Consider the following 20,249-nt stretch of genomic DNA (forward strand, 5'->3'; position numbering starts at 1 on the left):
TTGCGTTACCCGGCCTGCGGGGAAAGCCTTTCCAGCAGGATCTCGGAAACGTCCCGTGCCACCAGGAGCCCTTCCAACTCGGCCCCTTTGACGCCGTCCTCGAACATGGTGAGACAGAACGGACAGTTGGAGACCAGGACCCCGGCACCGGTGGCGGCGGCCATCTGCACGCGCTTCACGCTGATGCGGCTCCCCAGCTTCTCCTCGGCCATGATCCGTCCCCCGCCGGCGCCGCAGCAGAAGCTTTCCGCTTCCTTGCGCTCCATCTCCCTGATGGTGCCCCCGGCCGCCTGCACCAGGGCACGCGGCGCCTGGTAGGTCTCGTTGTAGCGCCCGAGATAGCAGGAGTCGTGGTAGGTGCACTCGAAGGCGCCCTGCTCGACCTTCAGCTTCCCTTCCGCGATGAGCCGTTCCAGGTAGGTGGTGTAGTGCTCGGTCTCGATGTCGAAGCCGAGATCGCGATAGTCCTTGGCCAGGGTGTTGAAGCAGTGCGGACAGGCGGTGACCACCTTCTTTACCCCGTACCCCTTGATGGTCTCGATGTTCTCGGTCGCGAGGGTCTGGTACAGGTACTCGTTGCCCAGCTTGCGCATCGGCTCGCCGCAGCACTTCTCCTCCTTGCCGAGGATGCCGACCTTGATGCCGGCCGCCGCGCAGAGCTTAACGAAGCTGGTGGCGATCTTGATGTTGCGCTTGTCGAAGGAGGCATAGCAGCCGACGAAGTACAGGATGTCGACTTCGGCCCCTTCGGAGAGTTGGGTGACCGGCAGCCCTTCGGCCCAGTCGCCGCGGGAGGCGAAGGACATGCCCAGCGGGTTTCCGTTCACCTCCACGTTCCCCATCGCGGTGACCACTTCGTCGCCCGGGAACTCCCCTTCCATGAGGACCAGGTTGCGGCGGATGTCGACCACCTTGTTGACGTGCTCGATGGCGGCCGGGCAGATCTCCTGGCAGGCGCGGCAGGTGGTGCAGGACCAGAGGGCGTCCTTGCCGACCGCTTCGACCAGGTTGTCCTCGACGGTCTCGCGGGCAACCTCGCCCAGTTGGGAGATGACCTTCATGGGGGAGAGTGGTTTGTCGGTGGCGTGCGCGGGGCAGCGGTCCTGGCAGCGCTTGCACTTGGTGCAGGCGTCGGTGTCGAAGATGTCCTTCCAGGTCATATCGCCGATCTTCGCCGTCCCGAAGCTCTCTGCGTCACCCTCCATGTCCACCGTCACCAGCGCCCCCTTGGGGCCGAGCGGCGCGAAGAAGTAGTTCGCGGAGGTGGTGAAGATGTGGCGGAACTTGGTGAAGGGGATGGCACAGATGAAGGCGGCGACCAGCACGAAATGGAACCACCACAGGCCGCGGTGCACCTGGGCCAGGTCCTCAGGCTGCGAGCCCGCGAGGATCTTGGCGACCATGAGGCCCACCGGCGACCAGAGCGCCAGATCGGGCTGCTGCACCACTTCCGTCACGGCCATCCTGGCTCCCTCGATGAGGAAACCGGTCACGATGATGGCGAAGAGAAGGCCGTGCATCACCGCGTCATCGCGGGTCGTTTCCAGTCCGGCTGGGCGCACCAGGTAACGTCGCACGAAGAGCCCGACCAGCGTGATGAAGGCGGCGAGGCCGGCTACGTCGAGCACCAGGGAGAAGATTTTGTAGAAGCTCCCGGTCAGGAAGCGCACGCCAAGGAGCAGGTCGGTGCCGTCGGCCTGCAGCGCCACGAGGATGGTGCCGACGAAGAGCGTGGCGAAAGACCAGAAGAAGAAGCCGTGGGCGAAGCCGGGCCCCTTGACCTTGACCACGCGACTTTGCAAAAGGACGTTCTTCACCAGCATCGAGATCCGTTCCGAGCGGTTGTCGGTCCTGTCCAGGGGCTTCCCCTTGGCGTAGATCCGCAGCCGCTGGTAGCCGTAGTAGCCGAGTAGGGCCAAGGCGGCCGCTGTGACCAGGTACATCGGGACCAGTACCGCAGCCCCGTGGCCTATGTTCCAATAAAGTTCGCGCGTCGCTTCCATGACTCACCTCGTTTTGCCGTTCCTGATTGCCGATACTTTCGCCTGTTCCCTCTCCTTCCGGGAGAGGGTGCCCGAAGGGCGGGTGAGGGGCTTGCAGGCTACCGTAATTTTGCCGATTGCAACGCCCTCACCCTGGCCCTCTCCCAGGGGGAGAGGGGATGTGGACGTACGTTTCTTGCTGCTTAAACTCCGGTGAAGGTGGGTTTCCTCTTTTGCACGAATGCCGTCATCCCCTCTTTCTGGTCCTGGCTCGCGAAGAGGGAGGCGAAACTGATCGCCTCGTGGTTCATCCCGTCCGACAGCGACATGTCCAGGCCACTCTTCACCACGTCCTTGGCGCGGGCAACGCCGAGTACCCCGTTGCCGGCGATCTTCGCCGCGGTCTCCAGCGCCTCGTCCAGCAGTCGGTCGGGCGAAAATACGGCCGCGACCAGCCCCCAACTCTTGGCGTCGACGGCGTTGACGACCTTGCCCAGGAAGATCAGTTCGTTGGCACGGCTCCTTCCCACCAGCCGCGGCAGGTTCTGGGTGCCGCCAAAACCGGGCATGATGCCGAGGGTGACCTCGGGAAGGCCGAGCTTCGCGGTATCGGAGGCGTAGGCGAAGTCGCAGGCGAGCGCCAGTTCCAGCCCGCCTCCCAGGGCGAAACCGTTGACGGCCGCGATGACCGGCTTTCTCACCCTGCCGATCAGCGCCATCAGCTGTTGTCCCTTCCTGGCGAAGGCAAGCGCCTGCTCGACGTTGTAGTCGGCCATGGCGGCGATGTCGGCGCCGGCCACGAAGGCCTTCTCACCGGCGCCGGTCAGTACCACGGCGCGCACCGACCGGTCCAGGTCGAGTACCTCGAAGGCGTGCAGCAGTTCGTCCAGTACTTCCTCGTTGAGACTGTTCAGCACCTTCGGGCGGTTCACCGTGAGCAGCGCGACCCCGTCCTTTTTCTCCAAGAGCAGATTCTGGTATGGCATGGCGTGCCCCCTAAGCGTAGTTGTAGAAGCCCCTGCCGGACTTCTTGCCGAGATAGCCGGCCTCGACCATCTTGACCAGCAGCGGACAGGGACGGTACTTGGGATCCTTGAAGCCCTGGTACAGGACCTCCATGATGGCCAGGCAGGTGTCGAGCCCAATGAAGTCGGCCAGCGTGAGCGGTCCCATGGGCTGGTTGGTGCCCAGTTTCATCGCCTTGTCGATGTCCTCCACCGTGGCAATCCCCTCGAACAGGGCGAAGGCGGCCTCGTTGATCATCGGGATGAGGATGCGGTTCACGATGAAACCGGGGTAGTCGGCCGAAACCGCCATCTCCTTGTCGAGCCGGGTCACCAGATGCGAGATGGCCTGGAAGGTCTCCTCGCTGGTGGCCAGCCCACGGATCACCTCGACGAGCTTCATGACCGGCACCGGGTTCATGAAATGCATGCCGATCACCCGGTCCGGCCTGCGGGTCACGGCGGCGATGCGGGTGATGGGGATGGAGGAGGTGTTGGAGGCGAGGATCGCTTCTTTTTTCAGCGTCTCGTCCAACTGCCTGAAAATCTCCAGCTTGAGCGACTCCTTCTCGGTGACCGCCTCGATGGCAAGGTCGCAGCCGGCCAGGTCGCTCAGCGAACGGGTAGTGCGGATAAGCCCCAGCACCTGGTCCACCGCGGCGGCGTCGAGTTGCCCCTTCTGCACCTGGCGCTCCAGGTTCTTGGCGATGCCCGCCCGAGCCTTGGAAAGCTGGGCCTCTGCTATGTCGTAGAGATAAACCTCAGTTTCGCGCTGAGCCAGCACCTGTGCGATCCCGCTGCCCATCTGCCCCGCGCCGAGTACTCCGACCTTCTTGATCATATCCCCTCCTAAACCCGTTCCAGGATTACCGCGACCGCCTCGCCGCCGCCGATGCAGAGGGTGGCGAGACCGTAGCGAGCTTTTCTTTTGTTGAGCTCCCGGACCAGGGTCGCGGTGATACGCGCGCCGCTGGCGCCCAGGGGGTGGCCGATGGCGCAAGCGCCGCCGTTGACGTTCACCTTGTCCGGGTCGAGGCCGAGCTTTTTGAAGGCGATGAGCGGCACCGCCGCAAAGGCCTCGTTGATCTCGAAGAGGTCGATGTCGGCAACGGAAAGCCCCGCCTTGGCGCAGGCCTTCTCGATCGCCCCGACCGGCGCCTCGGTGAAGTCGTCGGGGTGGACGCTGTTGGTCGCGTAGGCCACCAGGCGGGCCTTGGGCTTCAGCCCATGTTTTTTGACCGCGGCTGCGCTGGCCAGAAGGGTCATGCCGGCGCCGTCGTTGATGGTCGAGGCGTTCCCCGCCGTGATGGTCCCGTCCTTCTTGAAGGCCGCGCGGAGCTCGGGGAGCTTCTTGAAATCGACCTTGAACGGCTCCTCGTCGTCCTTGACCACCACCTCGCCACCGCGGGTTTTCTTGGTGACCGGCACGATCTCGTCCGCGAACACCCCGTCCGTCAGCGCCGCCTGCGCCTTCATGTAGGAGGCCAGCGCGTAGGTGTCCTGGGTGGAGCGGCTGAGGTCGTTCTTTTCCGCGCTCGCCTCGGCGATGACGCCCATATGGCTGCCGCTGTAGGGGTCGATGAGGCCGTCGTGGACCAGGAGGTCGAGCATCTCCGCGTTGCCCATCCGGTAGCCGTAGCGTCCCTTGCTGAGGGCGTAGGGGGCGAGGGACATGTTTTCCATGCCGCCCGCCAGCACCAGGTCCGCGTCACCCAACCGGATGGAACCCGCGCCCAGCATGATGGCCTTCAGGCCGGAGCCGCAGACCTTGTTGATGGTGAGGGCCGGAACGTTGTCAGGCAGTCCCGCGTAACGCAGCGCCTGACGGGCCGGCGCCTGCCCGCTCCCGCCGGAGAGGACCTGGCCGACGATGACCTCGTCGACGGCCTCCGCGGGGAGCCCGGTGCGCTCAAGGATTGCCTTGATCACGGCAGCGGCAAGGCGTGGGGCCTCGACATCGGAGAGAGCTCCTCCGAACGATCCAAGCGGTGTTCTCAACGATTCGACAAGGTAGACCTCGGACATGGTGTTTCTCCTCTGGGTACGGCGTCTCCGGTGGGCTACGCCGGCGCTAGTTGGTAAATAGGTACTACAATACCAATTTACTGTCAACAAAAAAAGAGAACGGTGTTACACGAATTTTGAAGTTGATGCTGGGAATGCCGGGGAACAAGTAGGTGTGGACACGAAGCGCCCTTTCCTAACTCGGAGATTCATCTGGGAATTCTTGTGAACAAGGTGATTCAGGTAATTTCACGGCGTCCATTTCAGAAAAGGGAGGCCTTTAAGCTCCCCCCTTCGCCAAGGCTACGGGGGGCAGGCTCCCCCTTTGCGAAGGGGGGCTGGGAGGGATTTGCGCCAAGGGCGCTACCCATCAGCCGGTGCGGATTGCCGACACAGACTTTGTGCAGGACCTCTTCGGAGAGCCCCAGGTCGTGCAGCGCGTCCAGGTAGTGGGCCGCGCCCTCGACCTTGTAGAGGATGGCGTCGCTCCCGAAGCAGACCCGGTCCTGGTACTGCTCAATGAAGTCGCGGTAGCTCTCCCGGTTCTCCCTCATGTGGGCAAGGAGCCCGGAGAAGTCGGTAAAAAGGTTGGGATACCGGTCGAGGAAGGGACTGAACGCCTTCCTGCCGATGCCGAAATGGGGGAAGTTCACACGCACCCGCGGGAAATCGGCCAGTAGCGCCGCCATGGTGTCGCCGTAGCGCCTGGCATCGATGTGGTACAGGACCGGGAGGTCGTTGGCCTCGGCGAAGGCGAAGATCTCCCATTCCCTCTTGCGGTACTCGGCCACGGTGATGCCGAAGGTGTCGGGGACCCCCTTTACGCCGAGGTCGTTTTCGGAATCGGGGAGGTAGATCCCCTTGATGCCGCGAAACCCCTGCCGCAGGTATCGACCCAGGGTGCCCGGCACGTCTCCCCAGAGGTAGCGGGTGTCGAGCAGCGGGACGATGGCACCTTTGGAGAGCCGCGCGTGCTCCAGGAGATCGCTGGCCTCATCGAAGAGACCGTCACCGCGGTTCTCCACCCAGTCAGGGACAAGGCCCCAGATCTGCTCGGCATCGAAGCGGTCGTTGACCATGCCCGCCACGGCGATCCGCGTGATCCCCCGCTCGCGAAGCATCGCCAACTGCCGCAAAACGTCTCCGGCCAGGGACTTGGAGGTGAAGCAGTGGGCATGGACGTCGATGATGCCGGCGCCGCCTCCCCCCTCCCCCATCGTGGTCTCCGATGTGCTCATGTCAGCGCCCCTTGTAGGTGGGCTTCCGCTTCTCCAAAAAGGCGTCAACCGCTTCCAGGTGGTCCTCGGTGTGATGCGCGAAGGACTGGAAGCAGGCGCAGAGGTCGAGGAAGTCGGGGAGGTCGCTACGCTGGGCAAGCTTCATCATCCGCTTGGTGAGTCGGAGCGTCACCGGGGGCTTGGACGCCATTTCCCGCGCCAGCTCCATGGTGCGCGGCAGCAGTTCTTCCGGTTCGACAACGTCGAGGAAAATGCCGAGTTTGAGCGCCTCGACAGCGTCGATGACCCGCCCGGTGAAGATGAGTTCCGCGGCCCGCTGGTATCCCAACAGCCGCTGCATGAACCAGGCGCCGCCGTCGCCGGGGGTGATGCCGAGGTTGATGAAGGTCTCACCGACCTTGGCGCGGGTGGAGGCGATGCGGATGTCGCACATGTTGGCAAGATCGAAACCGGCCCCGATGGCCGGGCCGTTGACCGCGGCGATGACCGGGATCTCGGCCTTGTGCAGAAGTAGCGGGATCTGCTGGATGCCGCGGCGGTACTTGTCCTGGACCTCCACCGGCGACCCGCCGAAAATGCCGCCTTTGGACTGCATTTCCTTCACGTTTCCGCCGGAGGAAAACGCCGATCCGGCGCCGGTCATTACCAGCACGGAGACGCGGTCCTCCGCGTTTACCCAGTTGACGGTGGTGATGATGTCTTCGGTGAGGGCGGTTCCGGTGAGGGCGTTGCGGACATCGTCGCGCTGGAAGGTCAGAACGGCGACTCTGTCCTCCAAGGTCAGGGTGCAATCCTTGAGCTGCGGCATGACCGGACCCTCCTTCGGATTGGTTAAGAGCGAAAACCTCCTGGCGGTGTTTTTCATGGTGAACCTCCTGTCCTGCTGCCCTGCTGTGAAAAAACCATCACCCCTCCCGCCGCCTGGAAAACTCCCTGCACCAGGGAGATCCGCTGTTCCTCCAGGTTGCGCAGTTGGTTCCCGGCCATCCGGGGAAAATCTTCGCCAAGGAGCAGTTGCAGCCCGAACGGGTTTGGCGGCGCGCCGCTGCTCTTTCGCTGCCTGCCGCGAAACCAGGCCAGCCCCTCCTCTGTCACGTCCTGGCTCACCACGGTCTCGAATCCCGCCTGCGAGATAAGTTGGCTGAACTCCTGCCGACTCACGAGGAAACTGGCCGACGGGTACCGCGCCCACGGCACCGGGAAATGGACATCCCCTCCCGGTCCCGATAACACCTCGTAGCAGGCAAGCCTGCCGCCCGGCGCCAGCACGCGACGGATCTCGTGGTAGAAGCGGCGCTTGTCCTCGATGTTCATCGAGACGTGCTGGGTCCAGACCAGATCGAAGGCACCGTCCTCGAAAGGGAGCGCCAGCGCGTCGGCCTGGAGGTAGCTGACCCTGTCGCCCATGCCGAGCCTTGCCGCGAGCATGGTCGCCACCGCGCAGTAGTCGGGACTTTGGTCGATACCGGTGACGCGGCAGTCGAAATGACGGACGAGGTACCGGGACGCGCCTCCCACCCCGCACCCCACATCGAGCACCCGCAGCCCGGGCCGGGGTTCGAGCACCGCCGCGAGTTCCCTGGTCGCGGCGGCCCCGCGCACGTGGAATTCATCGATCGCGGCCAACTCTTCCGGCCGCAGCCGGTCCGGGTCCATTCCCGCCGCAACCAGCGCCGCCAGAACCCTGCTTTCAAGATCGGGGGAGCGGTAGTGGCCGGCAACAGCTGCGGCTGCTCCCGCTGGTTCGCGCGCTGGCATCATGGACGCCTCCTCAGGCTCCTGCGTAGACCCCCTCGGACATAGGGGCGGGATGCGCTTTCCCGGTAGCCGGCATGCCGGCCGCGGTGGCCGACTTGCCGCAGTTCTGGGCATCGACGACGGCGATGGCCGCCATATTGACGATGTCCATCACGTCGTCGCCCTGTTGCAGGATGTGCACCGGCTTGTTCATCCCCATGAGGATGGGGCCGATGGCGTCCGCCCCGCCCAGTTGCCGCAGGAGCTTGTAGCAGATGTTCCCCGAGGTGAGGTCGGGGAAGACCAGAACATTAGCAGCTTTTTTGAGCGTGGTGAAGGGGAAATTCGCCTGCAGCAGCTCGGAGACCACCGCGGTGTCCGCCTGCATCTCCCCGTCGATATCGAGCCCGGGCGCCCTCTTTTTCACCATCTCGACGGCGCTTCTCACCCGGTCGGCCTGCGGATGTCGCACGGAACCGAAGTTGGACATGGAGAGCATGGCGACGCTCGGCTCGATCTCGAGCATGCGCGCCTTCTCCGCGGCCAGGATCGCCGTCTCCGCCAGTTCCGCCGCATCGGGATCGATGCAGACGGTCGTGTCGGCAAGGAAATAGATCTCCTGCTTGAAGACCATCATGTAGAGGCCGTGCACGCTGGAGAGCCCTTCCTGCTTGCCGATCACCTGCAAGGCGGGGCGAATGGTGTCCGCGTAATTGGCATCGACCCCGGCAAGGAGCGCGTCGGCGTCGCCGCGACGGACCATCATGCAGCCGAAGTGGGTACGCGACTTGCGGGCCATGAGCCTGCGGCTCTCCGAGAGGGTGACCCCTTTTCGCTGCCTCAGCAGGAAGAACTCGTTGGCGTAGGACTCGAGGTGCTCGTGGTTGGCCGGATCGATGATGGTGACGCCGCCGTTCAGGTCGATCTCCAGCGACTTGAGCGTGCAGCGGATCTTGTCCTCGTTCCCAAGGAGGATGGGCTTAGCGATCCCCTGCTCGACCAGCATCTGGGCCGCGCGCAGGACCTTCTCGTTCTCCCCTTCCGGGAAGACCACCGTTTTAGGATCACACTTGGCCTTGTTGATGATCTGGCGCAGCGTTTCCTTGGATTTTCCCTGCAGCGACTCGAGCTGCTCCACGTACTTGTCCATGTCGGCGATGGGCTGCCGCGCGACACCCGAATCCATGGCCGCCTTGGCGATCGCCGGGGCGACCCTCAACAGGGCCCTCGGGTCGAACGGCTTAGGGATGATGTAGTCACGCCCGAAGCTGAACTTGACGTTACCGTAGGCGCGGCAGACCGAGTCCGGGCATTCCTCGCGGGCCAGTTCGGCGAGCGCGAAGACCGCGGCCTTTTTCATCTCCTCGTTGATGGTGGTGGCCCGCACGTCCAGGGCACCGCGGAAGATGAACGGGAAGCCGAGGACGTTGTTGACCTGGTTGGGGTAGTCCGAGCGCCCGGTGGCGATCAGCACGTCGCCGCGGACCGCGTGCGCCTCTTCCGGGGTGATCTCCGGGTCCGGGTTCGCCATGGCGAAGATGATCGGGTTGGGCGCCATGGAGCGCACCATTTGCGGCGTGATCGCCCCCTTGGCGGAGAGGCCGTACATGACGTCGCACCCGACGGCGGCCTCTTCCAGCGTGCGCAGCGGAGTGTCGACGGCGAAGCGCTCCTTGTACTTGTTCATCCCCTCGGTTCTGCCCTTGTAGATGACCCCCTTGGTGTCGCACATGATGAGGTTTTCCGTCCGGAGCCCCAGGGAGATGGCGAGGTTGGCGCAGGCGTTTGCCGATGCGCCGGCGCCGTTGACGACCATCTTTATTTCATCGATCTTCTTCCCGACCAGTTCCAGCGCGTTGATGAGGCCCGCCGCCGAGATGATGGCCGTGCCGTGCTGGTCGTCGTGGAAGACCGGGATGTTCATGGTCTTCTTGAGTTCTTCCTCGATGTAGAAGCACTCCGGGGCCTTGATGTCCTCCAGGTTGATGCCGCCGAAGGTCGGCTCGAGCAGCTGGCACGCCTTGATGATCTCGTCCGGGTTCTCGGTCCCCAGCTCAATATCGAAGACGTCGACGTCGGCGAAGCGTTTGAAGAGGACCCCCTTCCCTTCCATGACCGGCTTGCCCGCGAGCGCACCGATGTTGCCCAGGCCAAGGACCGCGGTGCCGTTGGAGACCACCGCAACCAGGTTTCCCTTGGCGGTGTACTGGTAGGCATCCTCCGGGTTTTTCTCGATGGCGAGGCAGGGCTCGGCGACGCCGGGCGAATAGGCCAATGACAGGTCCTGGGCGGTCTGGCAGGGCTTGGTGGCGATTACCTCAATCTTCCCCTTGCGACCGGTGGCGTGGTATTCCAGTGCATCAGACATCTTCTTCATAGCAGCATCCCCTCCAAGGCAAGTGGCATTGACAACAGGATCGGTGACGAATCAATTCCCCCCTTTGCGAAGGGGGAAGTCGATCCCCTCTCCCTTTGGGAGAGGGTGGCCGGAGGCCGGGTGAGGGCGCCGATACCAAGCAGACAGTATCCCATGGCACCTCCCTCACCCCAACCCTCTCCCAGAGGGAGAGGGAGCCATTCTCCCCATTCAGAAAATGGGAACCGGCGGTTCCGCACTACTGAACGACCAGCAGGAGTTGGCCGATGTCGACGGCGTTTCCTTCCTGGATCATGATCTGGCCGACGACACCGTCCTTTTCGGCGAAGATCTCGTTCTCCATCTTCATCGCTTCGAGGATCAGGAGCAGATCGCCCGCCTGGACCGCCTGCCCCTGTTCGACCTCGATCTTCCAGACGTTGCCGGCCAGCGGCGCCACGACGCCACCCTCGGCGGGAACGGCGGCAGCTGCGGTTGCGGCCGGGGCCGTAGCGGCGGCCTGTGCGTCATCGGCGCCCACGATGGTCACCAGGGGAGCGCCGATGTCGACGGCGGTACCCTCTTCGATGTGGATGGCGCCCACGACCCCGTCGCGGTCAGCGAAGATCTCGTTCTCCATCTTCATCGCTTCGAGGATCAGGAGCAGATCTCCTTCCTGCACCTGTTGGCCCGGCTCGCATTCGATCTTCCAGACGTTGCCGGCCAAGGGCGACACGATGGTCTTGCCGGCGACAGCGGTTGGGGCCGCTGCCGGTGCCGTGCCGCCGACGGCGGAGGCCGCCGCGGCTGCGGCCGCTGCCGCGCCAGTCGCCTTGGCAACCTGCACCACAAAGGTCTGACCGCCACCGGTAACGGTATAGGTATCGCCGCCGGAGATCTCGGCTGCCGCCGCTTTTTTGGGGGCCGCGTCCTCGGCGGTCGGTACCGGCTCAAACATGCCAGGGTTATCGCGATGCTCGAGGAATTTGAGTCCAACCTGCTGGAACAGCGCGTAGGTGAGCACGTCCTCCACCTCGTGATCGCCAAACTTCAGGTGCTTCTCTTTTGAGATCTCGCGCAGCTCGGCGGTGAGTTTGTCCATCTCGGCGTTGAGGAGATCGGCCGGGCGGCAGGTGATCGGATCGGCGCCCGCCAGAACTTTCTGCTGCAGCTCCTTGTTCACCGGGGCGGAAGTCGCACCGTACTCCCCTTTGAGTACCGCCGCGGTCTCCTTGGTCATCGACTTGTAGCGCTCGCCGGTCAGGACGTTGATGACGGCCTGGGTGCCGACGATCTGCGAGGTCGGGGTGACCAGCGGGATCATGCCGAGATCCTGGCGGACCTTCGGGATCTCGGCCAGCACCAGATCCATCTTGTGCCCGGCGTTCTGCTCCTTCAGCTGGCTCTCCATGTTGGTGAGCATGCCGCCGGGGACCTGGGCGGTGATGATGCGGGCGTCGACCCCCTTCAGGGAGCCCTCGAACTTCGCGTACTTCTTGCGCACCACGGTGAAGTAGTCGGCGATCTCCTGCAAAAGCACCGTGTCGAGGCCGGTGGCTTGGTCGGTATCGGCAAAGATGGCTGCCAGGGTCTCGGTGGGGGAATGGCCGTAGGTCATGCTCATCGAGGAGATGGAGGTGTCGACGTTTTCCACCCCCGCCTCGATCGCCTTGACGTAGGCCGCCGTGGACATGCCGGTGGTGGCGTGGCACTGCATGTGGATGGGGATCTTGATCGCCTTCTTGAGCGCCTTCACGAGATCGTAGGCGGCGTAGGGGGCCATGAGACCGGCCATGTCCTTGATGCACAAGGAGTGCGCCCCCATGTCCTCGATCTTCCTGGCGAGGTCGACCCACTTCGGGATGGTGTCCACCGGGCTCACCGTGTAGGAAAGCGTCCCCTGGGCGTGCTTGCCCTGCTTGATGACCGCCTTGATGGCGGTGTCCAGGTTGCGCGGGTCGTTCATGGCGTCGAAGACGCGGAAGACGTCGATGCCGTTCACCGCGGAGCGCTCCACGAACTTCTCCACCACGTCGTCGGCGTAGTGGCGGTAGCCCAGGATGTTCTGCCCGCGGAACAGCATCTGCTGCGGCGTGTTGGGCATCGCCTTCTTCAGTTCGCGCAGGCGCTCCCAGGGGTCCTCGCCGAGGAAGCGGATGCAGGAGTCGAAGGTCGCCCCTCCCCACATCTCGATCGACCAGTAGCCAACCTGGTCCAGCTTCGCGGCGATGGGAAGCATGTCGTCCAGGCGCAGGCGGGTCGCGAACAAGGACTGGTGGGCGTCCCTGAGGACGACTTCGGTGATCCCTAACGGTTTCGTTGTCTTGGCCATCTTCGTCTCCGTAAATATCTGTGAAGTTAAGCTGCTGAAGTGTTTGTTTAAAAGATGCCTGTTAAGCTGCTGGGGGCGAAAGGCAAATCCCCCTAACCCCCCTTTTGGGGTGGGTAAGGCGGCTATCGCGGAATGGAGCGTTCCGCTAGAGGGACAGGCACCTAACGGAGCCAGTCCCTTCTGCTACCCCTCCCTCTTAGGAATGCATTCCGCACCTATCCCCTGATGATCCTCGGCAGGAGCAGCTGGTGCACCGGGGTGATCGACTTCGGGTTCTGGTAGTTGGCGCCGGTGAAGGCCTGGATGTACCTGCGCAGATCGGGGAGCTGGACGATCTCGTCCACGAACCCGCTGATGGCGCAGTACGCCGGGCGCGACTTCTCCTGGTAGTCCTGGATCATCTGGTTCATCTTGCCGATGACCGGTGCAAGATCGCCGCCGGCATCCTGCTCCTTCACCAGGCGGCGCGCATAGGAGGCGGCGGCCGCGGTCTCACCGTGCATCACGTAGATCTCGGTAAGCGGGGTGCCCAGGGTGAAGGCATTGTTGTTGTTCGCCTGCGGGCCGCACATGATGTAGTGGGCCGCCGCAGTCCCCTTCCTGAGCACGACGCACATCATGGAGAGCTCGGTCTGCTCGATGGAGTAGACCAGCGACTGCCCCAGGGCCAGGAGCTCCGCTTCCTCGGCGAGGTCGCCAACGTCGATGCCGGTGGTGTCCTGGAGCCAGACGATGGGAAGGTTGTCACGACCGCACAGCGTCACGAACTCGGCCTGCTTGATGAGCCCCTCGCGGTAATGCTTGCCCCCCACGGCCGGATAGGCGCCCTTGGCGTACTCGGGGTACCCGGGGAAGACGCCCTGGCGGTTGCCGATGAAGGCGACGGGGAAGCCGTCCACTTTGGCGATGCCGGTGTAGACCTCGCGGCCGTAGTCCGGGCGGTATTCCATGAACTCGCTGTTGTCGGTCAGGCGCGCCAGAATCTGGATAGCATCGTAGGGACGTTTCTGGTTCGCCGGCAGGATCATGTTGAGATCCTGCTCCGGGAAGCGGGGGGGCGCGGGGGCGGCAACGCGGAACATGGCAGGGTCGTAGGCGGGCATCATGCGCATGTAGTCCTTGATGCCGTCCAGGACCCCGGTTTCGGTGTCATGCACTTCGCGGAAGTAGGCGGTCTGGTCGAAATGGGTCTCGACGCGCCCCGGGTCCTTCGCCTTGAAGTTGCGGGTGGCGTCGATGAGCGCCTGCGCGGCCTCGGCGTCGATGTGCCCCTTGGGGTTCATGCCGCCGACGATGCCCGCTCCGCCTACCGCGATGTTGGCGCCGTCATGGGCGAGCAGGATGGTCGGGCTGATCCCCTGGTAGCCGCCCCCGGCGGGGTTGGTGCCGTAGATGCCGTTGAGGATCGGGATACCGAGGTGGTTCAGGTCGGCATGGCGGTAGAAGGGAGCACCGCTGGAGCGGCGACCGGCGTACACCGTCTCCTGCTCCATGAGCTTCACCCCGGAACAGTTGGTGAGCCAGACCAGCGGGACGTTGAGGCGCTTGGCCATGTCGGTGACCATGAGGATGTTCTCGGACTGCCCGGCGATCCAGGCCCCCGCCATCACCTTGTTGTCAAAGCCGATGATGACCGCCCACCGCTCTTCGATGCGCCCGATGCCGTTGACGACCCCGGTGCACCCTTCCTCGTTGTTCTTGGGGTTGTAGAGCGTGTGCAGGGGCGCCCAGGTCCCGGCATCGACCAGGTAATCGAGGCGGTCGTATATGGTCATCCCGCCGCGCTCATGGATCTTCTTGGCCGGAATGCCTGCGTTTTTCACCCGTTCCGTCTCCTGGGCGAGGAGCTGTACCTGCTCGTCGACCAGCGCCACGTTTTCCTGCGAGCGTTTCACTTCCGCATCGCTCAGCGCCTTGCCGATGTCGGCCATCTTCTCGAAGTAGGGGCGCAGCGGTGTCTGCTTTCGTGCCATGGTGGGTTCCTTTTCGTTGAATTTGGATGAGCAAGGCAAATCCCCCCTACCAGGGTTGTCCGTATCCCCCCCTCCCCTCGCGGGAGGGGGTTAGGGGGTGGGGGTAGGTGCCACATGTGCGCTGGTGGCAAGTTCACCCACCCCCCTGCCCCCTCCCGTCAAGGGAGGGGGGGAGTTGGAAACGGCCAGGAAGGGGTTCGCGCCACGACTTCTCTAGCGGTTGACGACGTCGCCTAGGGCGAAGCCGGCGATGATGGTCTTTTGGATGTTGCTGGTACCTTCCACGGTCCTGAGGGACATGGAGTCGCGCAGCCAGCGCTCGGCCGGGTATTCGGTGGAGAAGCCGTAGCTGCCGAAGATCTTCATGGTCTCGGTGGCGGCGTGGACCGCCGCCTCGGAGGCGAACAGCTTGGCCATCGAGGTCTGGTACTGGTTCGGGAGCCCCTGGTCCTTGAGCCAAGCGGCCTGGTAGACGAGAAGGCGTGCCGCCTCGTGCTCGGCAACCATCTCGGCGATGGAGGCCTGGACCATCTGATAGGAGCCGATCTTCTTGCCAAACTGGGTCCTCTCATTGGCGTAGCCGATGGCCGCCTCGATGGCGCCGGCGCCGATGCCCAGGGCCCCGGCCGCACAGCTGATGCGGGTGTTGTTCAGCTGCCACATGCAGATCTGGAAACCCTGCCCCACTTCACCCAGCACCGAGTCCTTGGGAATCTTGGCCTGGTTGAAGGAGATCTCGCCGGTCGGGGCGCAGTGGAGACCGACCTTGCTCTCGATGGCGGCGGTGATGATCCCCTCATTCCCTTTCAGGTTGATGATGAAACAGGTGAGTCCCTTGTGCTTGGCGGCCCGGTCGGTGACGGCGTAGAGCAGGCCCCAGTCACCCACGTGGGCGTTGGAGATCCACATTTTCTGGCCGTTGATCTCCCAGTGGTCGCCGCGGTCGGTGGCGGTGGTCCCCATGCTCACGACGTCCGAGCCGGAGTTGGGCTCGGTAATGGCAAAAAAGCCGAAGGACTCAGCGCTCACCCAGTCCGGGATGAAGCGTTCCTTCTGCTCCTTGCTGCCGAACCTGTTGACGGTGAGGGAGGGGCCGATGTTCTGCATGTTGAGGGGGAGCCGCGACGAGCCGCTCACCGTGGCGAGCTGTTCGGCCAGGATCACCGACTCGAGGAAGCCGCAGCCGTTGCCGCCGTACTCCTCGGGCAGGCCGCAGCCGAAGAACCCCAGGGAGGCCATCTTTTTCACAAGTTCGGGACGGAAGGTGTGGTTGGCCTCGTCCTCCTTCAGGGTGGGAAGGATCTCCTTCTGGGCGAAGTCCCTCGCCATCTCTTGCATCATTTTCTGTTCATCCGTTAATCCGAACCGCATGACGACCTCCTGGTTTTTTTTATTTGGTGAGGGGCGCACCGCCCCTTGCATCTAAGATTTCCCTCGCCCCCGGGGGTGGCCCGAGGACCGGATGGGGAACTCGCACCCCAACGATAAACACCCACCGCGGCCCCCGGGGGCAAGAGATTCACGCTCTCCCGTGACCCGACTCCGCTAGCCGCAGCTTCCCGAGCAGGAGCAGGAGCCGGCGCAACCGGCCTCCTGCGCCGCCTCTTCGGGGGGTGTGGCCAGCGCCTCGGTCAACACGTAGGCCGCCTGTAGCGCGGAGGTCGGACAAAGGGGAAAGCACTCCTTGCAGTCCCAGCATTCCTTGCCGGCGACGTCGGGGATGAAACTGATCTCGCGCCGCGGACCACGGTCGATGTAGCCGATGGCGTTCTTCTTCTTGACCTCGTTGCAGTACCTGACGCACAGGCCGCAGAGGATGCAGAAGGAGGGGTCCTTGTCGAAGCGGTCGCGGTCGGCGCCGTACTCCTCGGCCAGCTCCAGAAGCTGTGGCGCGTCCGGGGCGTGGGCCATCATCTGCTCCACCAGCACCTTGCGGATCTTGGCCAGCTTCTCGGTCTTGGTCTGTACCACCATCCCCTTTTCCGCCGGGTAGACGCAGGCGGCGACCAGCTGGTTCCTTCCGTTGGCCTCCGCCTCCACCGTGCAGATCCGGCAGGCGCCGTACGGCTCCAACTGGTCGTGGTGGCAAAGGGTCGGGATCCTGATCCCCGCCGTTTTCGCGGCCTCTACGATGGTCATCCCTTCCCGGGCGGTGACCTCTTTCCCATCTATCTGCAGGACGAATTCGCTCATGTTGTATTCCTTTCAAGAGGCCTTTTCCCCCCTCGCCCTTCGGGAGAGGGGCTGGGGGTGAGGGCGCTGCCACGATGCTTGATTGTGCCTGGTACGGACTCCCTCACCCCGACCCTCTCCCAGTGGGAGAGGGAGTGTGTGATGGTGCCTGGTAGAGACTCCCTCACCCCGGCCATCCCCCGGGGGGAGAGGGAGTGTCGGAGTAATGTTGTCGACGCTTACGCCAAGGCCCGCTTTTCCTGCGGGATCGGAGCCGGGACCGGCACGCCGGAGAGCTTGTCGATGGCCTGGAAGGCCGCCGGACAGGCCTCGATGCAGGTGCCGCACTTGGTGCACTTCTCCTGGTCGATGACGTGGATGGTCTTCTTGCCCCCCTCGATGGCGTTGGCGGGGCACTTCCTCAAGCAGCTGCCGCACCCTTTGCACTTGTCCGGGGCGATGTGGAAGGCGATCAGCTCCTTGCAGGACAGGGCCGGGCAGCGTTTCTCCTTGATGTGGGCCTCGTACTCCTCGCGGAAGTACTTCAGCGTCGAGAGAACCGGGTTCGGCGCGGTCTTGCCCAGCGCACAGAGGGCAGCACCCTGCGTCGCCATCGCCATGTTCTCGAGGAGCTCGATGTCACCTTCCTTCCCTCTCCCCTGGGTGATGTCGGTCATCACCTTGAGCATCTGCCTGATCCCCTCGCGGCAGGGAACGCACTTGCCGCACGACTCGTCGCTCAGGAACTCGAGGAAGTAGCGGGCGATGTCGACGAGACAGGTGTCCTCGTCCATGACGATCATGCCGCCCGAGCCCATCATGGCGCCCATCTTCATCAGCTCGTCGAAGTCCACCTTGACGTCGAGGTACGCCTCGGGGATGCAGCCACCCGACGGTCCGCCGGTCTGCACCGCTTTGAATTTTTTCCCCTTGGGAACGCCGCCGCCGATCTTGTAGATGATGTCGCGCAGCGGTATCCCCATCGGCACCTCGACGAGGCCGGTATTGTTCACCTTGCCGACCAGCGAGAAGATCTTGGTCCCCTTGCTGCTCTCGGTACCGACCGAGGAGAAGTACTCCGCCCCCTGGTTGATGATCACCGGGATGTTGGCCCAGGTCTCCACGTTGTTGATGTTGGTCGGCTTGCCCCAAAGGCCCTTGTTGGCGGGGAACGGCGGCCTGGACTTGGGCTCACCCGGCCTTCCTTCCAGCGAGGCGAGCAGCGAAGTCTCCTCGCCGCAGATGAAGGCGCCGGCGCCGCGGTGCACCTTGACGGTGAAGTCGAAGCCCGAGCCCATGATGTTTTTACCCAAAAGCCCGCGCCGCTCCGCCTCTTTCATCGCCACCGACAGGTTGTCGACGGCAAGCGGGTATTCCTGGCGCACGTAGATGTATCCCTCGGTGGCGCCGATGGCGTAGGCCCCGATCATGAGTCCTTCGAGGACGGTGAAGGGGTTCCCCTCCATGAGGGAGCGGTCCATGTACGCGCCGGGGTCACCCTCGTCGCAGTTCACCACCACGTACTTCTGGTCTGCCTGCGCCTTCCTGGCGAACTCCCACTTCAGGCCGGAGGGGAAGCCCGCGCCGCCACGCCCCCTGAGTTTCGCGGCCTTGACCTCGCCGATCACCTCGTCCGGGCTCATCTCGAAGAGCGCCTTGGTGAGCGCCTTGTAGCCGCCGACGGCGAGGTAGTCCTCGAGGCTCTTGGGGTCGATCTTGCGGTTAAGCCCCAGGATGAGCCGCTGCTGGTTCTTGTAGAAGGGAATGTCGTGCTCGTAGCTCGACTTCTCCCCGTTGGTCGGGTCGACGTAGAGGAGTCGCTCGACGAGCTTCTTTTCCTTGAAGGTGTGGGAGATGATCTCGCAGATGTCCTCGGGCTTCACTTTCAGGTAGCAGATCCCCTCCGGGTAAATGACCACGATGGGCCCCTGCTCGCAGAAGCCGTGGCAGCCGGTCCTCCTGAAATCGACCTGGCCGGTGAGCCCGTGGTTCTCCAGTTCCGCGACGACGGCTGCGGCAACCTTCTCGCTTCCCGTGGCGTGGCAGGCGCTGCCGGAGCAGAGCGTGATGCAGGGCCTGTCGTCGCTGCGCTTCGACAGGATGCTCCTCCTGAACTCTTCCAATTCCGCTGGCGAATTTATCCTTGGCATAAGCGCCCCTTACTCGTAGTTTTTCAGCACGTCTGCCGCCTGTGCAGGCGCCACGTTGCCGTGATATTCACCGTCGACCACCATGACCGGCCCGAGGGCGCAGCACCCGAGACAGTTGACCGTCTCGAGGCTGAACTTGAGCTCGGCGTCGGTCTCTCCCGCCTTGATCCTGGTCGCATCGGAGATGGTGTCGAGCACCCTTTGCGCGCCGCGCACGTGGCAGGCCGTCCCCATGCAGACATGGATCTGGTGGCGCCCCTTGGGAACCTGGCTGAACGCCTTGTAGAAGGTGGTGATGTGCTGGATCCGGTTCATCGGGACATCCAGCTTCTCGGCCACCCGGTCCAGCGCCTGCTTGGGAAGCCAGTGGTGCTCGGCCTGGATGTCCAAAAGGATCTGGATCAGCGAGCTCTGCTCGGCGTTGTGGTCGTCAATGATCTGGTCGATTCTCGTAATATCCATGCACATGGCAGCGGTCCTCATTTTCCTTCGTTGTGACTAAGGCAGGGCCAGCGCGTAGCGCTTCTCCCCCTCGTCGTACCTCACCAATCCCTTTCGCGACGAATCCTTCAGGTGCCGGGAGACGTCCGCCGGATTAAGGCCCAGGGCGTGGGCGATCTCGGCGCTGGTGAGCGGGTTGTCCCTTAACAGCAGGGTCATCTGGCTCACCGCCAGCTTGTCCACCACCAGGTCCTCGAAGATCCGGTTCAGCTCGTCGCTTGCGAAGTACCGGGTGTACTCTTCCTCGGTCTTGAAGCGCTGCCTGAGCCGCTCGCGCTCCACCAGTTTCACGTAGGGGACCAGCCGGTTGGCGGCCTCCATCCTGATGGTCAGGGCGCTGGGGTCGATCCCCTCACCCTTGCCCAACGGGCCCAGTTCCTTCAGCACCCGCCCGAAGTCGTTCATCACCTCGGCGTAGCGCATCCCCTCCGAGGCCGAAATCCACTCGAGCCTCAGGCGGTTCGGGTTCACCCCGATCTTCTCGAGGATCTTCTTGGCGATGTGCACGTTCTTCAGCACATCGTAGTTCCCCTCGGTGACGTAGTGGCACTCGCCCGGCCAGCAGCCGCCGATGAACACCCCGTCCGCCCCCTTCTGGAAGGCCCGCAGCACGAACCCTATGTCCACGCGGCCGGTACACATCACCCTGATAATCTTGGTCTCTGTCGTATATTGCAGTCTGGAAACTCCAGCCAGGTCGGCAGCGCCGTACGCTCACCACGTGCACAGGAACCCGACGACCCTGGGCTTTTGCTCGATTCCGGTTGTCATTGTTACCTCCTTCCCAGGTTTGCCCTGGA

General features: G+C 63.7%; 15 protein-coding genes. All 15 read right to left on the bottom strand.

Features of this window, described 5'->3' with window-relative positions:
- Positions 1 to 5 precede the first annotated feature (5 nt).
- Complete coding sequence (locus JFN90_RS18895) at positions 6 to 2,003, bottom strand: heterodisulfide reductase-related iron-sulfur binding cluster (RefSeq protein ID WP_199396677.1); 1,998 nt, start codon at positions 2,001 to 2,003, stop codon at positions 6 to 8.
- 182 nt (positions 2,004 to 2,185) lie between these two features.
- Complete coding sequence (locus JFN90_RS18900) at positions 2,186 to 2,968, bottom strand: enoyl-CoA hydratase/isomerase family protein (protein WP_199396678.1); 783 nt, start codon at positions 2,966 to 2,968, stop codon at positions 2,186 to 2,188.
- A gap of 10 nt (positions 2,969 to 2,978) precedes the next feature.
- The gene (locus tag JFN90_RS18905; RefSeq protein ID WP_199396679.1) at positions 2,979 to 3,827 is read right to left on the bottom strand and encodes a 3-hydroxybutyryl-CoA dehydrogenase; all 849 of its coding nucleotides are present in this window, start codon (positions 3,825 to 3,827) and stop codon (positions 2,979 to 2,981) included.
- An 8-nt stretch (positions 3,828 to 3,835) separates the two neighbouring features.
- Positions 3,836 to 5,011: a thiolase family protein gene (locus JFN90_RS18910; RefSeq protein ID WP_199396680.1), complete on the bottom strand. Its 1,176-nt coding sequence runs from the start codon at positions 5,009 to 5,011 to the stop codon at positions 3,836 to 3,838.
- Between the two features lie 242 nt (positions 5,012 to 5,253).
- Positions 5,254 to 6,228, bottom strand: coding sequence for an amidohydrolase family protein (locus JFN90_RS18915; protein WP_199396681.1), 975 nt, complete (start codon positions 6,226 to 6,228; stop codon positions 5,254 to 5,256).
- A gap of 1 nt (position 6,229) precedes the next feature.
- On the bottom strand, positions 6,230 to 7,093 hold the full coding sequence (locus tag JFN90_RS18920; protein WP_199396682.1) for an enoyl-CoA hydratase-related protein: 864 nt from the start codon (positions 7,091 to 7,093) through the stop codon (positions 6,230 to 6,232).
- Complete coding sequence (locus JFN90_RS18925) at positions 7,090 to 7,989, bottom strand: methyltransferase domain-containing protein (protein WP_199396683.1); 900 nt, start codon at positions 7,987 to 7,989, stop codon at positions 7,090 to 7,092. The genes JFN90_RS18920 and JFN90_RS18925 overlap by 4 nt, the downstream gene beginning before the upstream one ends.
- A gap of 10 nt (positions 7,990 to 7,999) precedes the next feature.
- Positions 8,000 to 10,342 (bottom strand): NADP-dependent malic enzyme, encoded by a 2,343-nt coding sequence (locus JFN90_RS18930; RefSeq protein ID WP_236019072.1) that lies wholly within the window; start codon positions 10,340 to 10,342, stop codon positions 8,000 to 8,002.
- A 238-nt stretch (positions 10,343 to 10,580) separates the two neighbouring features.
- A complete protein-coding gene (gene oadA / locus JFN90_RS18935; protein ID WP_199396684.1) occupies positions 10,581 to 12,653 on the bottom strand; it encodes a sodium-extruding oxaloacetate decarboxylase subunit alpha in 2,073 nt (690 codons plus the stop codon).
- Between the two features lie 215 nt (positions 12,654 to 12,868).
- Complete coding sequence (locus tag JFN90_RS18940) at positions 12,869 to 14,626, bottom strand: carboxyl transferase domain-containing protein (protein ID WP_199396685.1); 1,758 nt, start codon at positions 14,624 to 14,626, stop codon at positions 12,869 to 12,871.
- 213 nt (positions 14,627 to 14,839) lie between these two features.
- Positions 14,840 to 15,997, bottom strand: a complete 1,158-nt coding sequence (locus tag JFN90_RS18945; RefSeq protein ID WP_199396686.1) for an acyl-CoA dehydrogenase family protein — start codon at positions 15,995 to 15,997, stop codon at positions 14,840 to 14,842.
- A 174-nt stretch (positions 15,998 to 16,171) separates the two neighbouring features.
- On the bottom strand, positions 16,172 to 16,819 hold the full coding sequence (locus JFN90_RS18950) for a 2Fe-2S iron-sulfur cluster-binding protein (RefSeq protein WP_199396687.1): 648 nt from the start codon (positions 16,817 to 16,819) through the stop codon (positions 16,172 to 16,174).
- Positions 16,820 to 17,037: 218 nt separating this feature from the next.
- Entirely contained in the window at positions 17,038 to 18,948 is a 1,911-nt protein-coding gene (gene nuoF, locus JFN90_RS18955; RefSeq protein ID WP_199396688.1) for an NADH-quinone oxidoreductase subunit NuoF, read from the bottom strand.
- A gap of 9 nt (positions 18,949 to 18,957) precedes the next feature.
- Complete coding sequence (locus tag JFN90_RS18960) at positions 18,958 to 19,410, bottom strand: complex I 24 kDa subunit family protein (RefSeq protein ID WP_236019073.1); 453 nt, start codon at positions 19,408 to 19,410, stop codon at positions 18,958 to 18,960.
- 36 nt (positions 19,411 to 19,446) lie between these two features.
- Positions 19,447 to 20,220 (bottom strand): hydrogenase iron-sulfur subunit, encoded by a 774-nt coding sequence (locus JFN90_RS18965; RefSeq protein WP_199396690.1) that lies wholly within the window; start codon positions 20,218 to 20,220, stop codon positions 19,447 to 19,449.
- Positions 20,221 to 20,249 lie beyond the last annotated feature (29 nt).

The organism is Geomonas propionica, from assembly GCF_016458235.1.
In the GTDB taxonomy this organism is placed as follows: Bacteria; Desulfobacterota; Desulfuromonadia; order Geobacterales; family Geobacteraceae; genus Geomonas; species Geomonas propionica.